We start from the raw sequence: 22150 nt of genomic DNA on the forward strand, positions 1-22150 counted from the left end.
TTTAGTTAAACCGCCGCTAAAAATGGAAAAATGAGGTATGATAGGAGTAAATAAAGATTTAGGGGGGCTTCTAGATGATGATGTTACTCATCATAGGTCTTTTATGTGTTTGTTTCGCCATAGGATATGCCGTCAATTTCTTATTACTCAAACACCAGAACGAGCATATCTTTTCAAAGAAACTATTTTATCCTTTTTTGATCTTCGGTCTCGTCTTTTCCATTATGTCATTACCGTTTGCTGCCACAGATGCACCGAAGGCACAAGCAGATCCATCTTCAGAACAGCTGTTAAAGGATCAAAAACAGCTCACATCTGACATAACGCGCTTAAAAGCTGATAAAGAGGAGCTTACCGCCTCTTTAGAGGACGCAACAAAGGATAAAGAAAAACTAGCTAAAAAGCTAGAAGCCATCACCTCAGAAAAAGAAACAGTCAAAAAGCAAGAAAAGACCATTCAAGTGCTTGAAGAGAAAATAGACAAGCTTGCCTCGAGCAACGAAACACTCAAAAAAGAGAATAAGAAAAGCAGCAGCGATACGAAGTCTTCCACTGTTCAGCGCTCCGCTCCTAAAGATGAAGGAAAAAGTACAGGCGGTCATGAATCGCAGAAGGAAACAAAAAAAGAATCAGCTGCCTGTAACATCAAAGGAAGTGTCAATGGCATTTATCACACACCGAGCAGCAGATACTACTCTAGAACAAAAAATGTAACCGAACTATTCTGCTCCGTAGAAGAGGCAGAACGTGCAGGGTACCGGGCACCTAAGCAATAGCCATGTGTCACAAAAAAAGAACCTCCTGTCAGCCCAATCGGGTGTCTTAGGAGGTTCTTTTTTTAGATTTCTCTTCTTAATGCTGCTAATACATTCGTTTTTGTTGCTTTACGTGCTGGGTTAAGCCCTGAAAGGATCGCTACCCCTGCGCTAATCACTGTTGCTGTGATCACAAGGCTGAGCGGAATATAGGAGAAGGTGATCGAGAATTGATCGCTTGACCCTCCCTCTGACATGGACGACAAAATGGCTGGAATGATTAAATTGACGGCGAAACTAATGATATATGAGATGATAATACCGATGATCGACCCAATCACCCCAATATAAGCACTTTCCATGAGGAACATTCGCTTGATAATCGATGGATTCGCACCAATGGCTTTCATAATCCCAATCTCTTGTGTTCGCTCTGTTACTGCCATTGTCATCGTATTAAAAATACCAATTGCAGAAATAATGACTGCGATACAGCCGACAAAAATGAGTCCAATTTTGAAGACAGTAAAGAACATATCCATACCTTCGAGCTGATTCGTCACAGAGATGACTTGGTAGCCCTCATCTGTCAGCTTATTCGTGAGTGCACCGACATTGTCGAATTTATCTGCATAGACAGAGGTCATTTTCTCGACATTTCCTGCTTCAGGAGATAGATCAAGTATTTGACCAAATTCCTTTTCATACGCATTCGGAATGAGAATTTTATGATCCTGCTGCCACTCCAAATTTGGCTTTTTCATGACTCCTACTACACGGAAATCAAATGTTTTTTCTTTGACGACTTCATTTTCTTCGTTGAGTTTTGGTACCTTGATTTGAATCACTTTATTTAAAATATCTTTCGTGTAGCCTTTTGGCTCTTTTGGTTCTTCTTCACCGTTTGACGTTTGATTTAATTCTTTTTCATAGGCTTTGCGCTCTTTTTTTGTCCACAGTTGTTCTGCCATATGGTACCCAACCACAATTTCGTTTGCTGATGTTGGGACTTTCCCTCTGTCTAGTTCAAGCCCTGCTTCTTTTTCCTCTTTCATATCGGTCAGAGCAGCCTGCGTTTCACTTGAGCGGTCATCGAGCTCGACGTTTACCGATGGAACGAGAGACGTTCTTGAGACGACAGATTTCACATGATCATATTTCTTTAAATCATCTACCTTGACGGCACCTTTTTCCTTGCCTAACACTTTCACTTCTGTGATGATTTGCTGTTTCATGATTTCATCTTGCGCCGATTTTTGCAAACCAAAACCGACTGATGCTAGAACGATTAAGAAAGAGCATGCCATTGTCGTCGCAAGAATGGTCATAAACACACGCAATCTATTTTTCTTCATGTTTCTTCTAATGAATTTGACCTGATCTCTAAATTTCAATGGTCTGTTCCCCTTTCTTTAATACACCATCATGAAGCTGGAACGTTGTATCTGCGATTGAAGCGACTTCATCGTCATGTGTAATGATGACAAACGTGATTCCTTTTTCACGATTGAGCTGCTGGATAAATGCTAAGATTTCTCCTTCGGTTTCTGAATCTAGACTGCCTGTTGGTTCATCCGCTAAAATAATAGATGGGTTTAAAATCAAGGCTCTTGCAATACTCACACGCTGCTGCTGCCCGCCTGACAACTCATTCGGGTAATGCCCTGCATGATGTTCTAGACCTACTCGTTTCAGCATTTCTTTTACTTTCGTCTTTCGTTCAGACGGCTTTACACCTTTTAAAGTGAGCGGAAGTTCAACATTTTCATACGTCGTTAAGCTCCCGATCAATTGAAAGCTTTGAAAGATAAAGCCAAAGTGATCTAAGCGGAAGTCCGCCCATTCTTTTTCATTAAAGCCGGTCACATCGGTACCATCAATGACAATTTGTCCGCTCGTTGGCGTAATATATCCTGAAATTAAGTTCAATAAGGTAGATTTCCCCGAACCACTTCGTCCCACAATACAAGCAATGTCGCCTCTTTTGATGGATAGGTCAATCCCTTTCAGCACAGGAATTTCATTCTCTCTGCCCTTTTTACCAATTTTAAACACATGATCTAACGCTTGAACCTGAATCATCTCTACTCCCCTACTCTCTGTTTATCTTTTTCGATATATTAAGAAATAACTCGTTAGTGCGCCTACAGCACCGCCGATTATCATGCCAGCGATATAACCAAACATGGAATTGTCTGAGGAGAATCCACCCCAGCCAAAACCTAAAACACCAAAAGCAATAACCATAATTTGAATAGGCCGATCCATTTTTGGGTAAAGGAAAAAACGGCCACTTCGTTCAATTGGATGTTTGATGAAGCTAAACAAACCAATGAAATAAAATAAAATCATCATGACAATTGGTACGATGAATTCTTCACCGCTGAACCAAATCGTATATTCATACTGATTAAATTCAGCTATATAAGTGATTGGAGAAATTGCCAAGATAATATGATTAAGCCACTGATCAACCCACTCCCCATTTGTTCTCAATATAAATTCTAAATGAACCAATGGTAGACCAATTAGTAAAAAAGGTAAAATGGCTGTACTGAATGCAACGATTGCTTGGGCAATTGCACTTCCTGTTAAAGTGCCTGCTGCAAAAAACAGGGCATATATCATCAAGGATGACACCAAAGCATATAAATACATACTGTTAAATCCAGGTGTCTCAACAGGTTTGATACCTAATATAAGTAAGTAAGTTAAGGCATATGAGAATGCATGAATGAGTGCAATGATCCCGGCACCCAAGAAAAATTTTGTCTGATAGATGGTACTTCTACTAAAAGGCAAGGCTAAGGTGAAATCCATTTGCCCTTTATTTCTCTCAAAGCCAAGCTGAATTATGGCAAAAAGGATTCCCATTAACCATGAAAGAGCGAGAAAAGCATCTTTCTTAAAACTATAGGAAAAATGTGATGTATCCAAAATACATGTGGGATCCTTTAAACATGTTTGAAAGGATGAATATCCCATTAGGAGGGATAAGGGCGTCGCAAGCGCCGCAACCAGCATCACTAAAATAAATGTCAGCTCTGATTGCTTCCACTCCTTATATAATAATTGCCGCTTTACCATCTCCGTTTCCCTCCAAACTTTGCAATGAATACTTCTTCTAAATTTACAGGCAGTTCATGCCATACTTTTGGCTGCAGCGACTTCAAGTAATCTTTAGCCTCTACATCGGTTTTAAGAACAAGCGCTGTATAAAAAATGCCCGCTTGATCTAATATAGCAACGCCATTTTTTCGTATACTCAAGTTCATATCTTCTTCAAAAGCCATCTGTATTTTGACATAATCATTCTTTAACTCATCTAGATCCATGACACTTGTAAGCTGATTTCCTTCTAAAAACCCGATTCGGTTACACATACGCTCAATATCCTCTAATCGGTGCGATGTAATGAGAATCGATGTTTCACGTTCCGCTACCTCGTCGATCATGAGCTGAAGAACATCATTTCTTGTGACGGCATCAATTCCATCTGTCGGTTCATCTAACAAAATCACCGCTGGCTTGATCGCAAAGCTTAAAATTAATGACAGCTGTTTTTTTAACCCTGTCGATAGTTCACGATATTTCACTTTTTCCGGAATTTCATAGCGGTTCACAAGCTCATTGGCATATGTCACGTCAAACTTCGGATAAATATGCTTTAACAGCTGAACAAGCTGTCCGTAATTGTATCTGTCAAAGTAGGGATTTACGACTGGCATATACACAATATTTTGCTTCACTAACGGGTGGTCTTTCACAAGCACGTCTTTAAAATAAATCTCTCCTTCATCTGGAAGAAGAATTTGCTGAATCAAGCGGAGAAGTGTTGTTTTTCCTGAGCCATTCCTGCCAAGCAGACCGAAGATCTCACCTTCGCCTATATTGAAGGAAACGTCACTGAGTACTTCACGTCCATTTAATGTCTTTGATACATTTCTAACCTCAATCAACTTGTTTTCCTCCCTCAAGACTTGAGCCGATCTCTTCTATCCATTCCTTCAGTTGTTGAATATCAATACCGGCATAATGAGCTTCTATAATGAGTTGTTTTAATTGCTCCTTCATCTCCAACACCTTCCCTTCATTCAGCTTTAACTGAGCCCCTTCTGTTACATACGTACCACGGCCTCTTAGTGTTTCAATAATCCCTTCCCGCTCAAGCTCTTTATATGCTTTACTGACGGTGTTTGGGTTGGCGATGATAATGGTGGCGAGCTCTCTGACAGAGGGCAGTTTGTCACCAGGTTTCATTACACCTTTTAGACATAAAATTTTCAACTGCTCAATGATTTGTTCATATAATGGCGCAGCGCTTCGTGGATCTATTTGAATCATGATGGCTCCCTCTTTCCTCATTCATGCTTTTGCAGTCCTATCGCTTGTTCATGCCCTTGCATTAAAGGGATTGAATTAGGTATCAAATCTTTTTGAACTTCAAAACCAATGAAAACGAGAACGAAAAAAAATGTACATGCTAACGCAACAGCCAGCACCATCCACTTCAAATTGATTGGTTTTTTTTCTTTTTTCATGGTTGAACACCTTTCTTCACTTTTTAAGTGTCTTTAGTGTATTAGTTGTTGTAGTACACTTAACACAATAAAGACACTCAGCCAAAAAGTCAATAGCCTTTTAAAAAATAAAAAACAGACCCTTAAAAAAAGGATCTGTTCATCATTCGTTGTCGTAAGAAATACCTAAAATCATTTGATTTTGCAAGCTTTGAATTTGAACACGCGCCCTGTCTAATCGCTCTCTTTGCTGGTCATTGGCGACATCTTTTAATTTTTCTAATTCGTTCACCGCATCTTCAAGCATAAGCTGCGCCTTAGAAAATTCGTCCTCATTATAATGCTCTTGGCGTAAGTTCAAATCAAATTGCTCATTTGCAAACTCAAGGGTTTCAGTACTTTTTTGGATAAATTCATCGATCGACTGCCTTGTTGCCATCTTGCATTCCCTCCATTTCATCATTGCTCCCGCCTATTTTGCCCACGTAAAGCTTTTTCACTAAAGAAAATGTTGGACAGATTCAATTGTCCTCCTTCATGATTTTTGTTAAACTTTAAGGATGCCTATTATTACGCAAGGAGGTTACTGACTTGGATCAGCATAACCCTTTTTTATATTCAAACAGCGAAAAACGCTATCACACATGGAACTATCATTTGCGAGAGCACTTTGGTCATAAAGTATTTAAAGTGGCCTTAGACGGCGGCTTTGACTGCCCAAACCGTGATGGTACTGTAGCCCACGGAGGCTGTACATTTTGCAGTGCAGCTGGATCTGGTGATTTTGCAGGAAACCGGGCTGATGATCTCATCACTCAATTTAACGAAATCAAAGACCGGATGCACACAAAATGGAAAGACGGAAAATATATGGCGTATTTTCAAGCGTATACAAACACACACGCCCCGCTTCCTGTTTTAAAGGAAAAATTTGAAACCGTTATGAATTTGGATGGTGTGGTTGGTTTATCTATTGCGACAAGACCTGACTGCCTGCCAGATGACGTGGTGGAGTATTTAGCAGAATTAAATAAGCGCACTTATCTCTGGGTAGAGCTTGGTCTTCAAACGGTTCATGAACGGACAGCGATGCTCATTAACCGTGCCCATGATTATGAATGCTACGTAGAAGGTGTAGAAAAACTGCGAAAACACGGAATTCGTGTCTGCTCGCATATCATCAACGGACTGCCTCTAGAAAACCGGGACATGATGATGGAAACAGCAAAAGCTGTCGCAGATTTAGATGTGCAAGGAATTAAAATTCATTTACTTCACCTTTTAAAAGGAACCCCAATGGTCAAGCAATACGAAAAAGGCAAATTGGAGTTTCTAAGCCAGGAAGAATATGTTCAGCTTGTTTGTGATCAACTGGAGATCCTGCCGCCAGAAATGATTATTCACCGCATTACAGGGGATGGCCCAATTGAATTAATGGTTGGTCCGATGTGGAGTGTAAACAAGTGGGAAGTACTAAATGCCATTAATGCTGAGCTCGAAAGACGTAACAGCTACCAAGGCAAACGTTTCGTCAGATTGGAAGAAGCAGCCAAATGATTTTGAAACGCATGCTCCCTTTTAGTAAAGAGCTGTTAGAACAGGCTTGTCAAAAAGGCGACATCGTCATTGATGCAACGATGGGAAATGGCCACGATACACGCTATTTAGCTGATCTTGTAGGAAATGATGGACAAGTTTTCGCATTCGACGTACAAGAGGAAGCCCTACAGCAGACGAGAAAAAGGCTTGGCGAGGGATATCCTTACGTTCATCTGATCCACGATGGGCATGAAAAACTGGCTCATCACCTGCCAAAGGATGTTTATGGACATATTTCTGGTGCGGTGTTTAACCTTGGGTACCTGCCCGGAGGCGATAAAGCCGTCACCACTCAGGCTCATACAACCATCGAAGCCATCGAGCAGCTCCTCGACTGGCTTAAACCCGGCGGTCTGATCGTCCTTGTGATTTACCATGGACACCCCGAAGGAAAAAGAGAAAAAGAAGTACTTCTCGACTATTGCAGATCACTTCCTCATGAAGAGGTACAAGTTTTATCATATCAATACATGAATATTCAAAACGACCCGCCTTTTGTGGTCGCCATTGAAAAAAAGCTCAAATCCTAATGATTTGAGCTCAGATTATTGACAAAGGGCTAAAATGATTTTTATTTTAGCCCTTTGTCTTCTTTCAGCGTGATAGAAAACCTTTGCAGTCTAGGAAGAATGAGCACCGGAACGGAGCGAATTTGACATTCGTGAGTACCGGCGCACAGGACTGACAAAGAATGCGAGGGTTTGTCTGCGCGCTGAAGCTCAAATCCTAATGGATTTGAGCTTTTTTATGAGGATTTCATCCAAGGCATTTTCTGATAGGTCCGGTAAGCTCTTCCGTTGATATAGAAAAAGAATGATGTTTTCCCGCTTGATTTGATCAGCCGTTTTGCCAGCTTATTCATCTCTTTTTGGGCTGTCACTTTTTCATCGGACAAATAGACTGCCAGTAACCCTCTGTTAATCAATTTGTGAAAGTTTTCGTGCGGAATGCCTTTCAGCTGCTCATCCGCTTTTTCAATAAAATGCTGAAGTCTATCCATCATCTCATGATGAGAGGCATAGTAGGAGCAAAAGTTCAGATCTCCCCCAAGCCGGTCTTCTTCTTGGTCAATTAAATAATCAAGTAAAATGTGCAGACCTTGGATATAAGGGAAATAGCTTTCGTAAATTTGCTTCGCCTGCTTTTCTGTAAAATCCGGCTGCAGCGCATACGCCACAAGACAGAAAATCCCTAACGTTGATCCTGCACAAGCTGAAAATTCATACCATTCCATCTTAGGCAAATCCTTTTCATATTGGCGAAACCACGATTCTAGACGCGGGACCCGTTCATGAGGAACGACGTGTTTATGTACTTGCAAATCACTGTAGTAATCACACAGCGTGTGTAAATATGGCTGAATGATTGGATAATGCTTAAGGCGCGTAAGCACGTCTTGGCATGTGCGGACAAGCGCATGTAAATACCCATGATCCTCTTGATCATCACGGAATTGATAGTACGGCTTGAGCTCAGCATGAATATCAAGCGCATCTCTCATCGCTTGATGCAGCATATGAAAATCTTTTGGATCCAGCGACGTGCTGCGGTCACATAGGTTATCTAAGTAATCACTGATGGTTTGATACGCCACAATGAATTCAATACACGTTTCTTTCGACTCACCTGCTAGAAGAGATAAAATGCCTCCGCCTTCACAGTGAAAGGTTTTACTGGATATGCTCGCTAGTGCCTGCGTTCGCAGTTCTTCATTTTCAATCATTTCTGCATGAGCCCGCCACTTTTTCAGCTCCTGATGAACAAGCGGAAAAATATCTTTATACACCTTTGTCATCAGTGCAAAAGGACGCTCTGGTACTGACAAATCAATCCACCCCCAACTTAAAGCTCACCATCAAATATATTGATCTGTAAAGGCTCTTGCTGCCTTAAACACATCTTCTCTTTCCGGTTCATTAAAAATTTCGTGATACAGTTCTTCCCATTCACGGTATGATTTATTGGTTGATTCAATGCCATTGAACCATTTGATCACCCTCGTTTTATCCACGATCTTATCATCGCCCGCCTGCATTAAAAGGAGCGGAATCGATTTAAAGACATTCGTTGGCTGCATGGCCGCATCAATATTTTTGATCAGCTCTCGGTACCAGCGAACCGACACCTTTGTTACGTAAAGAGAATCATTTGAGTCTGCCTCAATCACAGCCTGATTCCGTGTGGCTAGTTCAATCGACAGCCCTGACTCGACTTTAAAGGACGGTGCCAGCACATTTAGACCTTTTGATGCAAAATCCATTAGCTTCTTCGGTTTAAATTGCAGACCTAAACAAGGTGATGATAAAATAAGGCCATCAATCTTCGTATGGGTATACTGCTTGATCCACTCAATTGAAATGAGTCCACCCATACTGTGTCCAAGTAAAAAAGTAGGAAGCCTGAATGATTTCGCATGTTCGATCCATTCATCTATTGTATCAATGTATTCCTGAAACGAGCGAATGTGGCCGCGCGCACGTGTCGATGTCCCTTGCCCAGGGAGGTCACCCATAACGACGTGATAGCCTGCATTTCGCCACATTTCGATCAGCCATTTATATCGGCCGTGATATTCACTCGCACCATGTACAATTACAATTGTACCAACTGGTCTTTCAGCATGCCAAGTCCACAAAGTAAACACCTCACAAATGTTGTATTAAGAAAGGAAGTCGAAAAAGTGATTTATTCATATCATCAGTTTACACCTGAGATTCATGAATCGGTCTTTGTCGCAGATAACGTCACCATTACTGGTGATGTCACGATTGGAGAATATTCGAGCGTGTGGTTTCAAACCGTCATCAGAGGCGATGTCGCTCCTGTGAGAATTGGAAAAAACGTCAATATTCAAGATTTATCCTGTCTGCATCAAAGTCCTGGAAAAACACTTCTTATAGAAGATGGTGCTACCATTGGACACCAAGTCACATTACATAGCTCAATCATTCGAAAAAATGCCCTCATTGGTATGGGGTCCATCATTCTCGATGGTGCAGAAATTGGCGAAGGTGCCTTTATCGGTGCAGGTAGTCTTGTCCCTCAAGGAAAGGTTATTCCAAAAGGATCACTCGCTTTTGGCCGTCCAGCCAAGGTCGTCCGTCAGTTAACAGATGAAGATATCCAAGACATGGACAGAATCCGTAGAGAATATGTAGAAAAAGGACAATACTATCGTTCCCTTTTATCCCGTTAACATCATACGTGTATCTTCACTTTATCATGTTTTTTTCAGGATATTAAGCAATAACTATGAACCGCTTGTTATTTTACCCTTTTCCACTGCTTTCTATCATGACAAAAAAGGTTTTCAGCACAAAGCTGAAAACCTTTTTTCATTAACTAAAGATGACTTCTTTCGGTTGATGATTCAACTGCTCTGGATCAATGCTGCGCTCCACATAAATGCTGTGCCAAATCATAAAGATGAGGACGGTCCAAATCTTACGGCTATGATCTGCTTTGCCAGCACAATGCTCATTTAATAAATCAAGCACATACTCTTTGTTAATGTATTCATCTGTTTGACTGTTTTTGATGATGTCTTTCGCCCAAGCATTCATCTCATTTTTCAGCCAATGACGAATTGGCACAGGGAAACCAAGCTTTTTACGGTTTAACACATGGTCAGGCACAATGCCTTCTGCTGCTTTACGCAATAAATATTTCGTTGTGCCATCTTTTGTTTTCAGCTCTTCTGGAATTTTAGAAGCCGCTTCAAAAACGACCTTATCAAGGAATGGAACACGAAGCTCAAGAGAATTCGCCATCGTCATCTTGTCTGCTTTCAGTAAGATGTCTCCGCGCATCCACGTATGAATATCAACATATTGCATTTTGTTAATATCACTGTAGCCTGCGCTTTCCTCGAAGTATGTCTTCGTTACGTCACGATACGTGATGCTTGGATCATAATGTTTTAAGAGGTTTTTCTTCACTGGCTCTTCAAAGATTTTCGCATTACCGATATAACGTTCCTCTAATGGCGTACAGCCGCGAACGATAAAGCTCTTCCCTTTCATTCCTTCTGGCATTAATCGCGCCAGACGAAGAAGAAGCTTTTTCAGCATAGATGGTACAGATTCAAATGGTTTAAGAGAAAGAGGCTCACGGTAAATATTATATCCGCCGAACAGCTCGTCCGCTCCCTCACCTGAAAGAACAACCGTCACTTGTTTCTTCGCTTCTTTTGCCACAAAATACAATGGAATCGCCGCCGGATCAGCTAAAGGATCGTCTAAATGCCAGACAATCTTCGGAAGCTCGTTCATATATTCCTCTGGAGAAATGACGGCACTGAAGTTTTGTAAGCCTAGCTTATCAGCTGTTTCCTTCGCGACATCGACTTCACTAAAGCCATCCTGCTGGAAGCCAACAGAGAATGTCTTCAGCTCAGGGTGTAATTCCTTTGCGACAGACACGATGAAGGAAGAATCAATACCACCTGATAGGAATGAACCAACAGGTACATCACTTCTCATGTGAACTTTCACAGAATCATAGATTGCATCGCGTACTTCTTCTATTAATTTCTGTTCTTGTGTTTGTTCAGGCTTGAATTGAACCTTCCAGTATGTCTTAAATTCGATCTCCTGTCCTGGGCGTAAAATAAACTGATGACCAGGCTCAACTTTGTGCACCTTTTGATCAAGTGTATTTGGCTCAGGAACGAACTGGAACGACATGTACTGCTGCAATGAAGTCTCATCAAATAAAATGTTCTCGTTCACAGCCATCAAGCTTTTGCGTTCAGACGCAAAGTACACTTGCTCATCCATTTGTGTAAAATAAAGCGGTTTGATGCCAAAAGGATCTCTCGCGCCATATAATTGCTGCGCTTCTTTATCCCAAATTAAAAATGCAAACATGCCGCGAAGTTTAGAAGCCGCCTCTTCTTTATAATGACGGTATGTGGCAAGCAGTACTTCCGTATCAGAATCTGTGCTGAACGTATAGCCCTTTTTCACAAGCTCTTCCTTCAGCTCCACATAGTTATAAATTTCTCCGTTGAAAATAATCCAATACTTTTCATCTTCATAAGAAAGCGGCTGCTTTCCGTGCTCAACATCTATAATACTTAAACGTCTAAATCCAAATCCTACATGCTCGTCATGAAAGTAACCCTCATCATCGGGACCACGGTGAACGATGAGACGATTCATTTGTTTAATTAACTCTTCCTGCTCAGTAGTTTCGGACAATGGACGGTGATTAAATACACCAACAAACCCACACATATTATTGCCTCCACGTTATGTTATTTCTTAAAAGTAGACCTATAATTAGACAGTATTTTGTCCGATTTTGTTTCACATTTTTTCACTTTTTGTAGAATTTTTTTTAATCAAAAGGAAAACCGCTTAAAATAAGCGGTTTTCTATGTTGTTATTGTCCTAATGCTTCTTTACGAAGTGTATCGGCTTTATCCGTTTTTTCCCACGGAAGATCTAAATCATGACGGCCGAAATGTCCGTATGCAGCTGTTTGTTTATAGATCGGACGACGCAGGTCAAGCATTTTAATAATGCCAGCTGGACGAAGATCAAAGTTCGCACGAACCACTTCAATTAATTTTTCTTCAGAAGCTTTTCCTGTTCCGAATGTATCAATTGAAATCGATACAGGCTGTGCAACACCAATTGCATAAGCAAGTTGTACTTCACAAGAATCTGCAAGACCGGCAGCTACAATGTTTTTCGCTACGTAACGAGCAGCGTATGCCGCAGAACGGTCAACCTTTGTTGCGTCCTTCCCAGAGAAAGCACCACCGCCATGACGAGCGTACCCGCCATACGTATCAACGATGATTTTACGTCCAGTTAAACCAGCATCTCCTTGAGGCCCGCCGATGACGAAACGGCCTGTTGGGTTAATAAAGTATTTTGTCTCTTCGTCAATGAGTTCGCTTGGAACCACAGGGCGGATGACATGCTCTTTTAAGTCGCTTTGAATTTGTTCAAGCGTCACTTCTGGTGCATGCTGCGTAGAAATAACCACTGTGTCAATACGAACAGGTTTATTTTGCTCATCATATTCTACTGTTACTTGTGTTTTTCCGTCTGGACGAAGATAGGCAAGTGTTTGATCCTTGCGCACTTCAGTTAAACGGAGAGATAATTTATGCGCTAGTGAAATCGGCAGCGGCATGAGCTCTTCGGTTTCGTTGTTGGCAAAACCAAACATCAATCCTTGGTCACCTGCACCGATCGCATCAATTTCTTCTTCAGTCATTGTTCCTTCACGTGCTTCAAGCGCTTTGTCTACACCTTGCGCAATATCAGCAGACTGTTCATCAATGGATGTGAGCACTGCACATGTTTCCGCATCAAAACCATATTTCGCACGTGTGTAGCCAATTTCCTTAATCGTGTCACGCACCGTCTTTGGAATATCGACATAAGTAGACGTTGTAATTTCACCGCTTACTAATACGAGACCCGTTGTAACAGAAGTTTCACAGGCAACACGTGCATTTGGATCTTTCTTTAAAATTTCATCCAAAATGCTGTCTGAAATTTGATCACAGATTTTATCCGGATGTCCTTCTGTTACTGATTCTGAAGTAAATAAACGACGATTTTGACTCATAATGGCTATTTCCTCCTGTACAAGACCACATCATCCCAAGATGAGGCCTCCAATATGATACGGAACTCGTTCCCTCTTATATTTGAAAACGTTACTATTAGAGATGTTATTGGCAATTTGTTCATATGATATCCCAAAAATAAAAAAACCATTTCCTTCATTGCGAGGAAAGGGTCTGAGATCGCATGCCTTTCACTCTTATCGCTCAAGGTGTTCTTGTACCTTGCATCAGGTTAGCACCTTGGTTTCTCAGCATATTCATGCCTTTTTCATAAGAAACCGGTTGCTGGGCTTCATCGGGCCTGTCCCTCCACCAACTCGGGATAAGAGTATCCGTTCAATAAGATATCTTATCTCAAACCCTTGCATCATGTCAATGCTTCATCAGAATTATCTCCCCTCTTTTTTCACCTCACACTTAGCATCACCAAAAAGCATATTTTCATAGCAGAAATGAAAAAACACACACAAAAACATTTAAATAGTATAGACTATTATTATGAATGTGTTATACTAATCGAAACAAACAAATTCAACGGTAAAGGAAGGGTTTTTTTTATGAACTCAGTGGATTTAAAAGAAGATTTGCAGTCATTGCTCTCATTAGAAAATACGCACCAAAATTTATCTGTTCCGAAACTTGTTGAAAAGATTTTGGCACGTGATGAAGGCGTTTTAACATCAACAGGAGCTGTCCGCGCTACAACTGGTGCCTACACAGGACGTTCGCCTAAAGATAAATTTATCGTCAAAGAAGAAAGCTCTGAACATAAAATTGATTGGGGTCAAGTCAACCAGCCGATCTCTAAAGAAGCATTTGACCGTTTATATACAAAGGTTGTGTCATACTTAAAAGAACGTGATGAACTATTCGTCTTTGAAGGATTTGCCGGCGCTGATGAAAGATACCGTATGCCAATTACAGTGGTAAACGAATTTGCATGGCACAATCTCTTTGCAAAGCAGCTATTCATCAGACCTGACGGATCAACACCTTCTTCAAACGAAAAACCATTCACCATCTTATCTGCACCGCATTTTAAAGCAGATCCTGAAACAGATGGCACAAACTCTGAAACGTTTATTATCGTTTCTTTTGAAAAACGCACCATTCTTATCGGTGGTACAGAATATGCAGGAGAGATGAAAAAGTCCATTTTCTCTGTCATGAATTACCTGCTTCCTGAGCAAGATATTTTATCCATGCACTGCTCAGCAAACGTCGGTCAAGAAGGCGATGTCGCATTATTCTTCGGCCTTTCAGGTACTGGGAAAACGACGCTTTCTGCAAGTGCAAGCCGCAAGCTGATCGGTGACGATGAACACGGCTGGTCTGGCTCAGGAGTCTTCAATATTGAGGGCGGATGCTATGCGAAATGTGTGAACTTAAGCGAAGAAAAAGAACCGCAAATCTACAAAGCCATCAGCTTCGGATCAGTTCTTGAAAATGTTGTGCTTGATGAAGAAACACGTGAAGCGGATTATGATGACACATTCTTCACTGAAAACACACGCGCTGCTTACCCAATCGAAATGATTGATAACATCGTGAAGCCAAGTATCGCAGGACATCCTTCTGCCATTGTCTTCTTAACAGCTGATGCATTTGGCGTTTTACCTCCAATCAGCCGTTTAACAAAAGAACAGGCAATGTACCATTTCTTGAGCGGTTACACAAGTAAATTAGCAGGAACTGAACGCGGTGTCACATCACCAGAAACGACATTCTCTACTTGCTTCGGTTCACCATTCTTGCCGCTTCCAGCTCACGTCTATGCTGAAATGCTTGGCAAGAAAATTGATGAGCACGGCGCAAAAGTATTCCTTGTGAATACAGGCTGGACTGGCGGAGGCTATGGTACAGGCAAACGCATGAACCTAGCGCATACAAGAGCAATGGTGCAGGCAGCGATCGAAGGCGATCTCGACAACGCCGAAATGATCACTGACGACATCTTTGGATTACACATCCCGCTTCATATTCCTGGCGTACCAGATGAAGTGCTTCAACCTTCTAAAACATGGGATGACCAAGAGGCTTATCAAGAAAAAGCACACTTCCTTGCCAATGAATTTAAAAAGAACTTCCAAAAATTCAGCCACGCAGCAAGTGACATTGAAGCCAAAGGCGGACCACTCGTATAATCAAATGACAAAAGCTGAGGGGAATCATTCCCTCAGCTTTTTTGTTAGTTCGTTGAATGTAATGACACGAGACGGTAAGTTACCTTTGTCACATTGTCTGTCAGCTCCAGCTTTTCAACGTGTGCTGTCCCTGTTTTTTCTCCGTCTTTCGTTTTACGTACCTCAAGCGGAATATTTAATGGATAAATGCGGTACCCATCCTTCATGAGCTCAAATACATTCTCTTCAATTCTTGTCTCTTTTCCCTTCGTGACAATCATTGTATTAAATTCAACAGGCATTCCCATATTGAAAATCCCCCTACTTTCTAAATTTCGTTATACTGCTTATTTTACCACATTTCCGCTTTTCCGGCTGTGCATCCACGTCGTCAGCCTTCTGACAATTTCCCGATTATGCTGCGGCGGGAAATAATGGTTGTATCCGTGAAAATACCAAGTCTCCACTGACTTTCCGTGCTGGCGCAGCGCATCTTCTAATAAATACGCATGCTCAATCGATACATTCTGATCCTCTTCTCCGTGGATGATGAGAACAGGCGCTTCAATTTTGTCCACATCATTTAAAGGCGTTCTGTCCTCATAGGCATCTGGCACCTTGTGCGGGGGACCGCCAATCACACGCTTCATCATTCTTCTCATATCCACACGCTCTTCATAGGTGAGCTTCATATCACTGACGCCTCCCCATGTCACAAAGGAAGCCGCCTCTTGTTTCATTTCAACAGCGGTCCAAATGCCCATAATCCCTCCGCGCGAAAAACCAAAGATATGAATACGATCCTGCTTCACCTTTTTGTGGTGCTTTAACAATTGAAAGGCAGCAAAAGCATCTTTCCGGTCCTCTCCGGCAAAGTCCTCGTTTCCTTCGCCTCCCTGATTTCCTCGGTAAAAGGGAGCAAATACGACAAAGCCCTGCGCTGCAAATTGCACAATCCGGCCTGGTCTCACCATCCCCACATTTTTAATGCCGCCTCGTAAATACAAAAAGCCGTCATAGAGACCTTCTCCGGCCGGTTCAGCGAGCAGTCCTTTGATCCGAAGCCCATCTGCCTCATAGGTCACTGTAAATAAGTGAATATGCGGATGGGGGGACGGAAACCTTCTTTTTTCCATAATCACTTGATTTCTCTCCTTTTCATCTGTTCTTACATCAAATGCTTCATGATCGCTTCTGCGACGAGCTGGCCTGATTTTGTCACCATCGGCGTGCCGCCGCCTGGATGACTTGTTCCTCCAACAAACCAAAGCCCTTCAATGTCCTTTGACTGATTATTGATTCGGAAGAACGCCTGCTTGAACGAGTTGGAAGACATGCCATAAATGGCGCCATGATATGCTCCTGTTTTCTGCTGCAGATCAAGCGGAGTTTGAACCGCTTCATATTCGGCAACCTCATCCATATCAAAGAGACCCTTTTCCTTTAATTTTGTTTTCAAATGCTGCGGGTATGTCTCCTTTAGCATGTCCCAATCTTGCTCTTTTGTCACATAAGGCGCATTCGCCAGTACAAAAAGGTTGCTTTTTCCCGGTCCTCCGCTTAAAGCTGGTTCTTAATGACCTGAATAACATATGTAAAGCATTGGATCCTGAGACAGTTGTTTTTTCTGAAAAATATCTTTGAATTCTTGCTCATAATTCTCTGGGAAAAACACATTGTGATGGGACAGCTGTTCATAGACTTTAGGTACACCTAATAAGAGAACAAAGCCAGATAATGACGGTTCAATATTAGCCAGCTTTTGATTTAAAAAGCTTGGGCGGTCTTTTTCATCTATGAGATGGCGGTAGACAGTCAGCGCGTCCGCCCCTGCAATGACTTGATCTGCTTCATACATCTGGTGAGCCGTCTCTACTCCTTTGATTCGTCGGTCCTTCACATGAATCTTGTTGACTTGTTCATTGAGGTGAATCTGTACGCCTAATTCCTTTGCCAAAGTCTCAAATGCTTCAACTAAACGATATGTACCGCCCTTTATTCCATAAATCCCTTTCTCCCCTTCTAAATACGCCATCATATTAAAAATAGCCGGTGCCTCATAGGGAGAAGAGCCGATGTATGTAGCATACCGTCCAAACATCGCCAATGTATGCGGATGACGGAAATATTGACGCAGCAGGCGTTGAACGGTTGTAAACGGTTTGACAGAGAGAAGTGCTTTCATGAGCTTTACATCCGCCTTATCCTTCCACGTCAATAACAAACGATTTAAAAACTGCTCCTCAGCCTTTTGAAAAAACATCTTTGATTCCTGTAAAAATGCACGGTATTGCTTCGCATCTTCAGGACTGAATGCTGCAATTTGAGATTCCATTTGCTCAAAATTGGGCGTAAATTCGACCGTATGTCCATCTGAAATAAAATGTGACATAATCCTCCATCCGTCTATGACAGGAAGCAAACACTTCCTCGAAGTATGACTTCATTGTAATGGTACTCGGTCCTAGATCAAAAGAGTAGCCAGCTCCCTGATGGCGCTGCAATTTCCCGCCTAAAGCCGCTTCTTTTTCTAATATGGTGACCTGAACCCCGCGTGACTGTAAGCGGATCGCTGCTGATAATCGGCCAAGCCCGCCTCCGATGATGAACACTTTTTTCATTCGTACCTTCTCCCTTTCCATTCATACCCTTCTTTTTTCACCCCGATTTTCATAGAAGCAAAGCCAATGGCGATCAAACTTAATATGCTGACCGGCAATAAAAAGGCCATTGCAGATGTTCTCCCGTTCTCGATATCAATTGCCACTTTGATCGACACACCCAGCCCGTAGCAAAGAATGGCTAAGCATATACTGAGCACATCCAGCTGCAGCAAAGCCATCATCAAACAAATGACAGGAGCTAAATAAAGCATGGTGTTCATAGGCCCCGAATGGAAACTCCGTTGTGATACCTACCCACTCAACCGTAAATGTAAGCACCCCAACAATGGCTGCCCTTTTGATCACAAGCCCCTATGAGCCATAAATATGTCGCCCAATCTCTATGACGCAGCAGGCATACAGCACAAGAAAGATTCCATTTGCAAACTGAAGCCATGCTGGCACTTCAAAAAAGACCATTAAGATAAGACTACTAAATACCATCCAACAAATACCCAACTCACTTTATACACGAAACCGCTCCTTTATTTCTGCCAAATTCAAGAAAGCATTCATTCCCCTAGTATAGAAAAAAAGACGCGTTCTATAAATAAACAATGCGCTTCTTATTTTCATCTAGGCACTCACCAAAAATCCCTTTTCACATACTTTAATAGTGATCTAGAACAAAGGAGGCGAATTACTCTTGAATCGTTCCATCAAAGTCAGACTGGCATTCATCGTCGTGGTCCTGCTCTTTATTCCATTTGTCGCCTGTAAAAAAGAACAAGAGCAGACCGTACAAGTAGCCGAGGTGACCCATTCGGTCTTTTATGCTCCGCTATATGTCGCCTTATCAGAGGATTTCTTCAAAGAAGAAGGCTTGGAGGTTGAACTGAAAACCACTTGGGGCGGTGATAAAACGATGACAGCTCTCTTATCAGGCGGTGCTGATATCGCCCTGACCGGGTCTGAATCCTCTATCTATGTAGAGGCTCAAGACACAAAGGACTCTGTCATGAACTTTGCACAGCTGACACAAACAGACGGCACATTTCTTGTTTCAAGGGAGGAAATAAACCAATTCTCTTGGGATCAATTAAAAGGAAAAGACTTCTTAGGACAGCGGAAAGGCGGCATGCCGCAAATGGTCGGTGAATATGTCTTGAAAAAGGAAGGCATTGATTTAAAAAAGGATCTTCGCATGATTCAAAATATTGATTTTGCCAACATTTCAGGTGCGTTCTCCTCTGGAACTGGCGATTTTGTGCAGTTATTCGAACCGACCGCTTCCTTACTTGAAAAAGAAGGTAAAGGGTACATTACCGCCTCCTTTGGAGAAGCTTCTGGCAAGGTGCCATATACTACCTTCATGGCAAAGAAGAGTTACTTAGAGGAAAACAAAGAGACAGCTGAAGCCTTCACCCGAGCCATTTACAAAGCGCAGAAATGGGTAGAAGCCAAGCAGCCTGAGGAGATCGCAAAGGCCATTCAATCTCATTTTCCTGATACAGATTTTGATGTCTTATCAACTGCCATCAAACGCTACAAACAGCAAGATTCCTATGCAACAGATCCCCTTCTGAATGAAGAGGAATGGAACAAATTGCAGGAAATCATGAAGGAGAGCGGTGAATTGCCGGAATTTATCCCGTACAAACAGCTTGTCGATTCATCCATTGCAAAGAAGGTCACAGATCACAAATAGAATAGGAGGTAGCACATGTCTTTCCTTCAAATTGACCATGTGACCCACACGTACTTCTCTTTAAAAGAAAAAACAACGGCTATACAGCACATCAATATGGAGATAGACCAAGGTGAATTCATCTCATTTATTGGTCCCAGCGGCTGCGGAAAAACCACCTTGCTGTCTATCATCGCAGGCATTACGCCGCCCTCTGAAGGTCGAATTTTAATCGAAGGAAAAGAACCAAATCAAAAGGAGCATCAAATCGGCTATATGCTCCAGCAAGATTATTTGTTTCCTTGGAAAACCATCAAGGAAAATGTGATTCTCGGGTTGAAAATTGCGAAACAAGATTCACATGAGGCCACCTCAGCTGCCCTTGATTTACTGCCAAAGTTTGGACTGCATGAAGTAGAGGAAAAATATCCGAAGGAGCTGTCTGGCGGAATGAGGCAGCGTGCGGCTCTCGCCCGAACGCTTGCAGTTGATCCCGGTCTGCTTTTACTAGATGAGCCATTTTCTGCGCTAGACTACCAAACCAAACTGACATTAGAAGATCTCGTCTTTCACACATTAAAAAACTATCAAAAAACAGCAGTCCTTGTGACACATGACATCGGCGAAGCCATTGCGATGAGTGACCGCATTTTCTTATTCTCAAAGCATCCAGGCTCTATCCAGCGAATCTTTACCGTACCAGACGATATAAGGGCTCTCTCTCCTTTCGAAGCGAGACAGACCCCGCGTTTCCAAGAGCTCTTTCAAACGATTTGGAAGGAGCTGAAAACAGTTGAAACACAGTGACCTTTTACATGAAGCCTATCGCAAAAAATACCGAATGGAAAAACGTATCACACGTATCTATCAGTTCATCATATTCGCCAGCTTCTTTTCGCTTTGGGAGCTTGCCAGTCATTTCAGGCTCATCGATCCGCTGATTTTCAGTTCACCATCTGCGGTCTGCCAATTATTTGTGCAAAAAATATCAGATGGTTCTTTAGTAAATCATATGAGTATTACGTTATTTGAAACGGTGCTCGGTTTTCTACTTGGTACCTTTTGCGGCATTTTGCTCGCTGCCGCCTTATGGTGGTCCACCCGATTAGCAAACGTTCTTGATCCTTATTTAGTCATTTTAAATGCCATGCCGAAAGTTGCCCTTGCCCCCATTTTAATTGTTGCCCTTGGGCCTGGTATGATCAGCATCGTTGCGATGGGTGCGATCATTAGTGTGATTATTACAACGATCGTCATTTACACTGCCTTTCAAGAGGTCGATGAGAATTATTTAAAGGTGATGAAAACCTTTGGCGCGAAAAAAGGCGTCGTCTTTCGTGAGGTCATGTTGCCAGCCAGTATTCCAACGATGATTTCTGCCATCAAAGTCAATGTCGGTCTTTCTTGGGTTGGGGTCATTGTAGGGGAATTTCTTGTATCCTCAAAAGGGCTCGGCTACATGATTATTTACGGCTTTCAAGTCTTCAACTTTACACTCGTGTTCTTAAGTCTTTTCATTATTGCTGTCTTTGCTACCATCATGTACCAGCTTGTGGAATGGCTTGAGCGCCGTTTTCTCCAAAAATAAAAAAAGCACAGGGATGGTCTCCCTGCGCTTTTTTTAACGAATCAAACCGTTCTTTTCTAAATAAGCAAGACTTTGTCTTAGCACATCATCTTTCATAATAAAACTGAAATTCTTATTTTTTGCGATGGATCTTGGCAAGTCTGCGAAAAGAACAGGTCCTTTCGTTTCAAAATACGTGTCCTGCTTCACTAGCCTTTCAATATCAGCGAAATAAATATTCTTTACGATGACCTTTTCTCTGCCTAGCACCTGATATTGGCCAATATACGTTAATTCACGAACAACAGCACCCGTCTCTTCTTGAATCTCACGTATAGCGGCTTGGTCTGCTTCTTCATTTGGCTCAACTTTCCCTCCTGGAAACTCATAGCCCCGATCCTCATGTTCAGTGAGCAGCCATTTTCCCTGGTAGCGGCAGATGGCCCAAACATGCTTTGGATGACTTGAAAAAGGCTTCTCTTCAAAGGAGAGCTTGACCGTATTATGATAATAGTCTTTAAATACATGCATGTTAAATCCCTCATATCCTGTCCTTGCTTCTTGTAAAACATCATACCACAGATCACATTTCTCTGAAGAATTTTTATCAAAAGTGAAACAAACGAGTGGTTTCATCTCGTCTGTATTTAAAATGAGGTTATTGTTGCTAAAACCTTTTTATCATTTCCAACTTAACCCAATTTTAA

Annotated in this window: 23 protein-coding genes, 1 pseudogene and 1 riboswitch; of the genes and pseudogenes, 8 read left to right on the plus strand and 16 right to left on the minus strand. The window is 41.9% G+C overall.

The features are described from left to right. Window positions 1–74 precede the first annotated feature (74 nt). On the plus strand, window positions 75–776 hold the full coding sequence (locus MHH26_RS12225; protein WP_307500106.1) for a coiled-coil domain-containing protein: 702 nt from the start codon (window positions 75–77) through the stop codon (window positions 774–776). A 62-nt stretch (window positions 777–838) separates the two neighbouring features. On the opposite strand, the gene MHH26_RS12230 is transcribed toward MHH26_RS12225, so the two are convergent. From MHH26_RS12230 to MHH26_RS12260, 7 genes are all read right to left on the minus strand, one after another. Continuing rightward, window positions 839–2149 carry an ABC transporter permease gene (locus MHH26_RS12230; RefSeq protein ID WP_034665395.1) on the minus strand — a complete coding sequence of 437 codons (1311 nt, stop codon included), beginning with the start codon at window positions 2147–2149 and terminating at the stop codon, window positions 839–841. Next, window positions 2139–2837 (minus strand): ABC transporter ATP-binding protein, encoded by a 699-nt coding sequence (locus tag MHH26_RS12235; RefSeq protein ID WP_066030519.1) that lies wholly within the window; start codon window positions 2835–2837, stop codon window positions 2139–2141. The genes MHH26_RS12230 and MHH26_RS12235 overlap by 11 nt, the downstream gene beginning before the upstream one ends. A gap of 21 nt (window positions 2838–2858) precedes the next feature. Further along, window positions 2859–3842: an ABC transporter ATP-binding protein gene (locus MHH26_RS12240; protein ID WP_034665391.1), complete on the minus strand. Its 984-nt coding sequence runs from the start codon at window positions 3840–3842 to the stop codon at window positions 2859–2861. Next, window positions 3836–4714, minus strand: a complete 879-nt coding sequence (locus MHH26_RS12245) for an ABC transporter ATP-binding protein (RefSeq protein ID WP_340973574.1) — start codon at window positions 4712–4714, stop codon at window positions 3836–3838. Before MHH26_RS12245 ends, MHH26_RS12240 begins: the two co-directional genes overlap by 7 nt. Next, the gene (locus tag MHH26_RS12250) at window positions 4707–5099 is read right to left on the minus strand and encodes a GntR family transcriptional regulator (protein ID WP_034665384.1); all 393 of its coding nucleotides are present in this window, start codon (window positions 5097–5099) and stop codon (window positions 4707–4709) included. The genes MHH26_RS12245 and MHH26_RS12250 overlap by 8 nt, the downstream gene beginning before the upstream one ends. A 17-nt stretch (window positions 5100–5116) precedes the next feature. Next, a complete protein-coding gene (locus MHH26_RS12255) occupies window positions 5117–5296 on the minus strand; it encodes a hypothetical protein (protein WP_034665379.1) in 180 nt (59 codons plus the stop codon). 142 nt (window positions 5297–5438) lie between these two features. Continuing rightward, window positions 5439–5714 (minus strand): YtzC family protein, encoded by a 276-nt coding sequence (locus tag MHH26_RS12260; protein ID WP_034665376.1) that lies wholly within the window; start codon window positions 5712–5714, stop codon window positions 5439–5441. Between the two features lie 152 nt (window positions 5715–5866). Here MHH26_RS12260 and MHH26_RS12265 point away from each other — a divergent pair, with 152 nt between their 5' ends. Beyond that, window positions 5867–6832: a TIGR01212 family radical SAM protein gene (locus MHH26_RS12265; RefSeq protein WP_340973576.1), complete on the plus strand. Its 966-nt coding sequence runs from the start codon at window positions 5867–5869 to the stop codon at window positions 6830–6832. After that, a complete protein-coding gene (locus MHH26_RS12270; RefSeq protein WP_066030517.1) occupies window positions 6829–7404 on the plus strand; it encodes a tRNA (mnm(5)s(2)U34)-methyltransferase in 576 nt (191 codons plus the stop codon). Before MHH26_RS12265 ends, MHH26_RS12270 begins: the two co-directional genes overlap by 4 nt. A 215-nt stretch (window positions 7405–7619) precedes the next feature. On the opposite strand, the gene MHH26_RS12275 is transcribed toward MHH26_RS12270, so the two are convergent. After that, window positions 7620–8699, minus strand: a complete 1080-nt coding sequence (locus MHH26_RS12275) for a tetraprenyl-beta-curcumene synthase family protein (protein ID WP_066030516.1) — start codon at window positions 8697–8699, stop codon at window positions 7620–7622. A 30-nt stretch (window positions 8700–8729) separates the two neighbouring features. Next, the gene (locus tag MHH26_RS12280) at window positions 8730–9509 is read right to left on the minus strand and encodes an alpha/beta hydrolase (RefSeq protein WP_034665364.1); all 780 of its coding nucleotides are present in this window, start codon (window positions 9507–9509) and stop codon (window positions 8730–8732) included. Here MHH26_RS12280 and MHH26_RS12285 point away from each other — a divergent pair. Beyond that, complete coding sequence (locus MHH26_RS12285) at window positions 9495–10070, plus strand: gamma carbonic anhydrase (protein WP_370876265.1); 576 nt, start codon at window positions 9495–9497, stop codon at window positions 10068–10070. The genes MHH26_RS12280 and MHH26_RS12285 overlap by 15 nt on opposite strands. Before the next feature lie 142 nt (window positions 10071–10212). Here the strand turns inward: MHH26_RS12285 and asnB are convergent, their stop codons facing one another. Beyond that, complete coding sequence (gene asnB, locus MHH26_RS12290) at window positions 10213–12111, minus strand: asparagine synthase (glutamine-hydrolyzing) (RefSeq protein WP_066030514.1); 1899 nt, start codon at window positions 12109–12111, stop codon at window positions 10213–10215. A gap of 148 nt (window positions 12112–12259) precedes the next feature. Beyond that, complete coding sequence (gene metK, locus MHH26_RS12295) at window positions 12260–13462, minus strand: methionine adenosyltransferase (protein ID WP_034665356.1); 1203 nt, start codon at window positions 13460–13462, stop codon at window positions 12260–12262. A gap of 195 nt (window positions 13463–13657) precedes the next feature. Further along, a riboswitch (SAM riboswitch) is annotated at window positions 13658–13792 on the minus strand. Window positions 13793–14020: 228 nt separating this feature from the next. Here metK and pckA point away from each other — a divergent pair. Continuing rightward, window positions 14021–15607 (plus strand): phosphoenolpyruvate carboxykinase (ATP), encoded by a 1587-nt coding sequence (gene pckA / locus MHH26_RS12300; RefSeq protein WP_012010978.1) that lies wholly within the window; start codon window positions 14021–14023, stop codon window positions 15605–15607. Between the two features lie 44 nt (window positions 15608–15651). Here pckA and MHH26_RS12305 read toward each other — a convergent pair whose 3' ends face one another. The 4 genes and pseudogenes from MHH26_RS12305 to MHH26_RS12320 all read right to left on the minus strand — a co-directional run bounded on the left by MHH26_RS12305 (window position 15652) and on the right by MHH26_RS12320 (window position 18461). Next, a complete protein-coding gene (locus MHH26_RS12305) occupies window positions 15652–15894 on the minus strand; it encodes a DUF2584 domain-containing protein (protein WP_025092385.1) in 243 nt (80 codons plus the stop codon). 39 nt (window positions 15895–15933) lie between these two features. Then, window positions 15934–16728 carry an alpha/beta hydrolase family protein gene (locus MHH26_RS12310; RefSeq protein WP_340973578.1) on the minus strand — a complete coding sequence of 265 codons (795 nt, stop codon included), beginning with the start codon at window positions 16726–16728 and terminating at the stop codon, window positions 15934–15936. Between the two features lie 26 nt (window positions 16729–16754). Then, window positions 16755–18207 (minus strand): annotated as a pseudogene (locus MHH26_RS12315) (phytoene desaturase family protein). Further along, window positions 18204–18461, minus strand: a complete 258-nt coding sequence (locus MHH26_RS12320) for a hypothetical protein (protein WP_340973580.1) — start codon at window positions 18459–18461, stop codon at window positions 18204–18206. The pseudogene MHH26_RS12315 and the gene MHH26_RS12320 overlap by 4 nt, the downstream one beginning before the upstream one ends. A gap of 434 nt (window positions 18462–18895) precedes the next feature. Here MHH26_RS12320 and MHH26_RS12325 point away from each other — a divergent pair, with 434 nt between their 5' ends. The 3 genes from MHH26_RS12325 to MHH26_RS12335 are packed head-to-tail and all read left to right on the plus strand — an operon-like array spanning window position 18896 to window position 21464. After that, window positions 18896–19897, plus strand: a complete 1002-nt coding sequence (locus tag MHH26_RS12325; protein ID WP_307500115.1) for an ABC transporter substrate-binding protein — start codon at window positions 18896–18898, stop codon at window positions 19895–19897. 15 nt (window positions 19898–19912) lie between these two features. Then, entirely contained in the window at window positions 19913–20683 is a 771-nt protein-coding gene (locus tag MHH26_RS12330) for an ABC transporter ATP-binding protein (RefSeq protein ID WP_034665342.1), read from the plus strand. A gap of 34 nt (window positions 20684–20717) precedes the next feature. Next, on the plus strand, window positions 20718–21464 hold the full coding sequence (locus MHH26_RS12335) for an ABC transporter permease (protein WP_370876318.1): 747 nt from the start codon (window positions 20718–20720) through the stop codon (window positions 21462–21464). A gap of 33 nt (window positions 21465–21497) precedes the next feature. Here MHH26_RS12335 and ytkD read toward each other — a convergent pair whose 3' ends face one another. Beyond that, the gene (ytkD, locus tag MHH26_RS12340) at window positions 21498–21974 is read right to left on the minus strand and encodes an RNA deprotection pyrophosphohydrolase (protein WP_034665337.1); all 477 of its coding nucleotides are present in this window, start codon (window positions 21972–21974) and stop codon (window positions 21498–21500) included. Between the last annotated feature and the right edge of the window lie 176 nt (window positions 21975–22150).

It is taken from the genome of Bacillus sp. FSL K6-2839 (genome assembly GCF_038003365.1).
In the GTDB taxonomy this organism is placed as follows: domain Bacteria; phylum Bacillota; class Bacilli; order Bacillales; family Bacillaceae; genus Bacillus.